The sequence below is a fragment of the Streptomyces sp. FH025 genome, from assembly GCF_017427025.1.
In the GTDB taxonomy this organism is placed as follows: Bacteria; Actinomycetota; Actinomycetes; order Streptomycetales; family Streptomycetaceae; genus Kitasatospora.
In genome coordinates this window covers 1-5,749 of sequence record NZ_JAFLNG010000509.1, presented here as the reverse complement: position 1 = coordinate 5,749, position 5,749 = coordinate 1, and the positions used below count along the sequence as shown (strand labels likewise).

At 73.9% G+C, this 5,749-nt stretch carries 7 protein-coding genes; 3 read left to right on the top strand and 4 right to left on the bottom strand.

The genetic code is table 11. From position 1 onward, the window contains the following. The coding region (locus tag J0670_RS28045) for a low specificity L-threonine aldolase (RefSeq protein ID WP_243437628.1) at window positions 1-801 on the bottom strand (801 nt) is incomplete at its 3' end. Window positions 802-930: 129 nt separating this feature from the next. On the opposite strand from J0670_RS28045, the gene J0670_RS28040 reads away from it, so the two are divergent. The 3 genes from J0670_RS28040 (at window position 931) to J0670_RS28030 (ending at window position 3,789) form a co-directional block, all read left to right on the top strand. After that, window positions 931-1,140, top strand: coding sequence for a ferredoxin (locus J0670_RS28040; RefSeq protein WP_207814489.1), 210 nt, complete (start codon window positions 931-933; stop codon window positions 1,138-1,140). Then, complete coding sequence (locus tag J0670_RS28035; protein WP_207814488.1) at window positions 1,130-2,497, top strand: NAD(P)/FAD-dependent oxidoreductase; 1,368 nt, start codon at window positions 1,130-1,132, stop codon at window positions 2,495-2,497. Before J0670_RS28040 ends, J0670_RS28035 begins: the two co-directional genes overlap by 11 nt. A gap of 65 nt (window positions 2,498-2,562) precedes the next feature. Further along, the gene (locus J0670_RS28030) at window positions 2,563-3,789 is read left to right on the top strand and encodes a cytochrome P450 (protein ID WP_207814487.1); all 1,227 of its coding nucleotides are present in this window, start codon (window positions 2,563-2,565) and stop codon (window positions 3,787-3,789) included. Between the two features lie 109 nt (window positions 3,790-3,898). Here J0670_RS28030 and J0670_RS28025 read toward each other — a convergent pair whose 3' ends face one another. From J0670_RS28025 to J0670_RS28015, 3 genes are all read right to left on the bottom strand, one after another. Further along, entirely contained in the window at window positions 3,899-4,315 is a 417-nt protein-coding gene (locus J0670_RS28025) for a type II toxin-antitoxin system VapC family toxin (RefSeq protein WP_207814486.1), read from the bottom strand. Further along, a complete protein-coding gene (locus tag J0670_RS28020) occupies window positions 4,312-4,605 on the bottom strand; it encodes a type II toxin-antitoxin system Phd/YefM family antitoxin (protein ID WP_207814485.1) in 294 nt (97 codons plus the stop codon). Before J0670_RS28020 ends, J0670_RS28025 begins: the two co-directional genes overlap by 4 nt. Window positions 4,606-4,673: 68 nt before the next feature. Beyond that, window positions 4,674-5,749: MFS transporter (locus J0670_RS28015; protein WP_307806732.1), on the bottom strand; the 1,076-nt coding region annotated here is incomplete at its 5' end.

Here is a 5,749-nt window from a genome sequence, read left to right as displayed (position 1 = left end):
GGGCAGCAGGGGCAGGACGGTCTCCAGGCCGGTGAGCGCGGCGAGGGCGGCGGGCCACTGCTGGTAGAGCTGGCCGCCGTAGCGGTGGCGCCAGGTGCGGGCGTAGGCGGTCAGGGCCCGGTCGCCGGCGAGGGCGGCGCCGCTGATGCCGCCGAGGTCCTTGTAGAAGGAGACGTAGACGCTGTCGGCGAGCGCGGCGATCTCGTCGAGCCGCTTGTCGAAATGGTGCGTCGTGTTCCAGAGCCGCGCGCCGTCGAAATGCACCCGGGCGCCGGTTTCGCGGGCGGCGGCGACCAGTTCGGTGAGCTCCTCCCAGGTGGGGAGGAGGAACCCGGGGTCGCGGAGGGGGAGTTCGACCAGGAGGGTGCCGAAGGGCTCGCCGAGGTCGCGGAGCTCCTCGGCGGTGGGGTGGCGCGCTTCGGTGGTGGGCCAGAGGCCGCGCAGACCGGTGAGCTGGGTGTAGGCGTGCCGCTCGTGCCGTTCGAGGTGGCCGAGCGGGTGGAGGGCGACGGCCCGGTTGCCGGTCCGCTCGGCGTGGTACCGGAGGGCGACCTGCTGGGCCATGGTGCCGGTGGGGAAGAAGACCGCGCCCTCCTTGCCGAGGAGGGCGGCGGTGCGTTCCTCCAGCTCCCGGACGGGCCCGCCGTCGCCGTAGAAGTCGGGATAGGCGTCCGGGTCGGCCGCGGCGGAGAGGGCGGTGAGCCGCTCGCGGATGCTGAGGGGGCGGCTGCCGGAGAGGAAGCGGGTGCAGGCCCGGTAGGCCGCGCGGCGCCGCTGCACGTCGACGTGTTCATCGGTCATCCGGCGATTGTCGGACGGAGGAGAGGCCGGACCAACCGCTTTTCCGGCGGGCGGTCATCCGTTACGCCCCGGTCGCGCCGTCGGTTCGGCGGAGGTACGAAGGACAGAGACACGCCGGGAGGAGACACCGTGAAGATCGTCGTCGACCTCAACCGCTGTCAGGGCTACGCGCAGTGCGTGTTCCTCGCGCCCCGGGTGTTCGAACTGCACGGAGAGGAGGCCCTGCTCTACGTCCCGCAGGCCCCTGAGGACCAGCGCGAACGCGTCCGGCGGGCCGCCGCGGCCTGCCCTGTGCAGGCCATCCTGGTCGAGGAGGGGGCCGCCTCCGATGCCCGCTGACCTTAAGAGCGGCCGGATCGTCGTCGTCGGCGCCTCGCTGGCCGGTCTGCGCGCCGCCGAGACGCTCCGGGACGAGGGCTTCACCGGGCGGCTGACCCTGGTCGGCGAGGAGCGCCTGCCCCCGTACGACCGGCCACCCCTGTCCAAGCAGGTGCTGCTCGGGCGGGTGCGCGCCGGGGAGACCGGGCTGCCCCGGCGCCGCGAGGTGGACGCGCAGTGGAGGCTCGGCACCCGCGCCACCGGTGTGGACGGGGCCGGCAAGGAGGTCCTGCTCGCGGACGGTGAGCGGCTGCCCTTCGACCGGCTGCTGATCGCCACCGGCACCCGGGCCAGGCCCTGGCCGAACCCCGAGGAGGCCGCACTCGACGGGGTGTTCACCCTGCGCACCGCCGACGACGCGGCCGCCCTGGCCGAACGGCTGGACGCCGGCCCCCGACGGGTGCTGGTGATCGGTGCCGGGTTCACCGGCTCCGAGATCGCCTCCGCCTGCCGGGAACGCGGCCTGGAGGTGACCGTCGCCGAACGCGGCCCCGCCCCGCTGATCGGAGCCCTCGGCGGAGCCTTCGGCGTCTTCGCGGCCGAGGTCCAGCGCGCCCACGGGGTCGACCTGCGCTGCGGATTGACCGTGACCGCGCTGAACGGCCGCGACGGCAGGCTCACCGGCGCCGAGCTCTCGGACGGCGGCCGGATCGACGCGGACGTCGCCGTCGTCGCCCTGGGCGCCGTCCGCAACACCGAATGGCTGGCCGAATCGGGGATCGCCGCCGGTCCGCGCGGCGTGGCCTGCGACGCGGGCTGCCGCGCCTTCGACATGTACGGGATCGTCACCGACGACGTCTTCGTCGCGGGCGACGTCGCCCGCTTCCCGCACCCCCTCTTCGAGTACCAGCTGCTCTCCCTCGAACACTGGGGCAACGCGGTCGCCCAGGCGGAGGTGGCGGCGCACAACATGGTCAGCCCGGGACCGCGACGGCGGCCGCACCTGGGCGTGCCCGCCTTCTGGTCCAGCCAGTTCGGCCTCAACATCAAGTCCGTCGGGGTGCCCACCTTCTCCGACCACGTGGTCCTCGCCCAGGGCTCGCCGCAGGAGCGCCGGTTCGTCGCGGTCTACGGGTACCGGGGCCGGATCACGGCCGCCGTCAGCGTGAACCGGGCCAAGTACCTGGAGCACTACCAGCGGCTGATCGAGACCGCCGCGCCGTTCCCGCCCGACTGGGACGGCGTCGAGCCGCCCGCCTCCCGCACCCCGGTCTCCTCCGACGTGCCCGACCCGAAGGTGCTCTCGCACGGCCCCACCGTCGCCCTCACCGGCCACCTGCCCGACCGTCGGCTGACCCTGCGGCACTGGGGCGGCTGAGCCACCCGCCACCGTTCGACGAACGCACGCCCACCGGGCGCGCCGCCCCCGAGGAGATCCCGCGCATGGCCTCCGCCGACACCCTGTTCCGCCGGATCACCGACTACGCCAGCCGCGCCGACCCGTACCCCCTGTACTCCGAGCTCCGCAGGCACCGCGTGGCCCGCCAGGCCGAGGGCGGCTACCTGGTCGGCACCTACCACGAGGTCGTCGGGCTGTTCCACGACCCGAGGATCAGCTCGGACCGCCGCAACCGCACCGTCCAGGACCCGTTCTTCGGGAACCGGCCGAGCACCCTGGTGTCCTTCATCGGACGGGACGACCCCGAGCACGAGCGGCTGCGCACCATCGCCATGCGGCCCTTCGGCCCGCCCCACGCGCCCGGTCGGATCGACGCCATGCGTGCCGAGATCGAGGGGATCGCCGGTGAACTGCTCGACGGGCTCCGGGGCCGCGACCGGATCGACCTGGTCGACGACTTCGCCTACCCGCTCCCGGTCACCGTGATCTGCCGGCTGCTCGGTGTGCCGCGCGAGGACGAGCCGCGGTTCCACGCCTGGGCCGACACGCTGATCGCGGGCTTCGACCCCACCCCCGGCACCGATCCGGCCGAGCGGCAGCGCGCGGCCGAGGAGGCCAGGGGCGCGATGGGGTCGTACCTCGGCGACCTCGCCGAGAGCCGCCGGGGCCACCCGACCGACGACATGCTCTCCGCCTTCGTCAACGACCCCGGCCCGTCGGGCGGCTTCACCGAGGTGGAGCTGATGGCCACCGCGGTCCTGCTGCTCGTCGCCGGTCACGAGACGACCGTCAACCTGATCGCCAACGGTGTGCTCACCCTGCTGCGCCACCCCGACGTCCTGGAACAGCTGCGTGGAACACCGGAGTTGATGCCGCGCGCGGTGGAGGAGCTGCTGCGCTACGACCCCCCGGTCCAGCTGCTGCCGCAGCGCACCGCGCTGACCGACATCGAGGTCGCCGACGTCACCATCCCCAAGGGGACGCCGGTGATCCTCGTGCTCGCCGCCGGCAACCGGGACCCCAGGCGCTTCAAGGAACCCGACCGCTTCGACCCGACCCGCCCCGACAACCAGCACCTCGGATTCGGCAGCGGCGTGCACAGCTGCTTCGGCGCACCGCTCGCCAGGGTCGAGGGACAGATCGCGCTCACCGCGCTCGTCCACCGCCTGCACGACCCCCGCCTGCTCCAGGACCCGCCCGAGTACCGGCGCAACCCGGTCCTGCGCGGACCCCGCCACCTGCCCCTCGCCGTCTCCGGGATCGGGGACTGAACGGCCCGGCGCCGACCGCGGTCTCGAACGGAGAACCTGGCGACGCAGGGGAACTGATGGGACCACAGTCCGGCGGACGGGTGCACCGGCACCCGTCCGCCGGACCCTTCTACCGGTCGGTCACGGTCTGCCCGGGGGCGATCACGGGCAGGTCCCGTTCCCTGGCGACATCGGCGAGGCGCTTGTCGTACGTGACGAAGGCGGTGAGTGCGTGCTCCAGGTGTTCGGCACTGGCGAGGTGGATGGCGTCGAGCGTGCGGAGGTGCCGCATGGGGAACTGCCGCGCGGCCCGGAGGATCGGGTCGGAGAGCCGGATCCGGAGCAGCCGGTCGAGCAAGTCCTCCGAAGCGCCCAGCAGTTCTCCGGGCACGCCGAGTCGGACGAGTCCGCGCGGGACCTCCGCCCGGGCGAGCGCGCTGGTCGCATGGCCCTCGGAGCCGCGCGACGACAGGAACGTGCGCAGCGCTGCGGATTCGGTCTCCGGGACGATGAGCTTGAGGATCGCGCAAGAATCAAGGTAGATCAACGGTCCTCTTCCTCGCGCATCGCGTGGAGGGCGTCGGCTGCGGAACCGAGGGGGACGTCGACCGTCGGCGGGATCCAGTCGGCCAGACCGCGTGCGGTGGCGGCGTTCTCCGGGTCGATGGTGCCGTCGCGAACGAGGTCCTCCAGTACTCGCCGTTCGGGGTCGGGCGGCGCCAGTACGGCGATCAGTCGCCCGTTGCGGGTGATCTCGATGCGTTCGCCGGCCGCGACCCGGTCGATCAACTCGCTGGCGTGCTGCTGGAGCTGTCGGATGGGAACTCTGGCTGTCATGCGACTCACGCTAGGGCGGATCGTGCGGCGATTCCGAGTTGAGTGCGGCAAGTTCACGCGAAGGGGTGTCACCGCCGGGCCGGGAAGCCGTGGTGGCGGGCGGCGGCCGTGACGGCCAGGGCGGCGGCCAGGAGGGCGAGGGCGGACCAGGGGAGGGACGTCGGGCCGGCGTGGTCGAGGAGGAGGCCGCCGGCGCCCGCGGCGGCGGCGATGCCGAGGTTCCAGCAGGTGACCAGCAGGGACTGGGCCAGGTCCGCGGCCGCGCCCGCCGCGTCGGCCACCGCCGTCTGGAGGAGGGTGGCGGCGCCGCCGAAGCCGAGGCCCCAGATCGCGGCGGCGCCGTAGACCGGCCAGGGCGCCGAGGTGAGCAGGGCGGCGGCGATGGCCACGGCGGCGACGGCGAGGAGCGCGCTGGCGCCGAGGGTCAGGGTGCGCAGGTGCCGGTCGATCAGGGTGCCGGTGGCGAGGATGCTGACCAGCGAGCACAGGCCGACGACGAGGAGCACGGTGTCGGTGCGCCCGCCCAGGCCCACGGGTTCGATCAGCGCCGCGACGTAGGTGTAGAGGATGTTGTGGGCGAGCACGAAGGTCGCCGTGACGGCCAGCACGGCCGCCACGCCCGGGATCCGCAGCACCCGGCGCAGGGGGAGGCGCTCGCCGCGGGGCTGCCCGGGGACGGCCGGGACGGCGGAGGCGATCCACCCCACCAGTACCACCGCGATCACGCTCATCAGCCAGAAGGCGATCCGCCACCCGGAGACCCGGGCGAGCAGGGTGCCGGCCGGAACCCCCACCGACAGGGCGACCGTGGCGCCGGCCATCGCCACCGCCATCGCCCGTCCGCGCAGCTCCGGCGCGACGATGCTGCGCGCGTACCCGGCCAGCAGTGCCCAGAGCATCCCGGCGACCAGGCCGGCCGCGAAGCGCGCGGCCATGGTGAGCGCGAAGTTCCCCGAGGCCGCCGTGACGGCGTTGGCCACCGTGAAGCCGCCGACGGCCAGGAGCAGCAGTCGTTTGCGCGGCCAGCCGGCGGTGGCGGCGGTCAGCGGGATGGCGGCGGCGATGGAGCCGACCGCGTAGAGGGTGACGGACTGCCCGGCGCCGGACTGGCTGACGCCGAGGTCGGCGCTCATGGCGGGCAGGA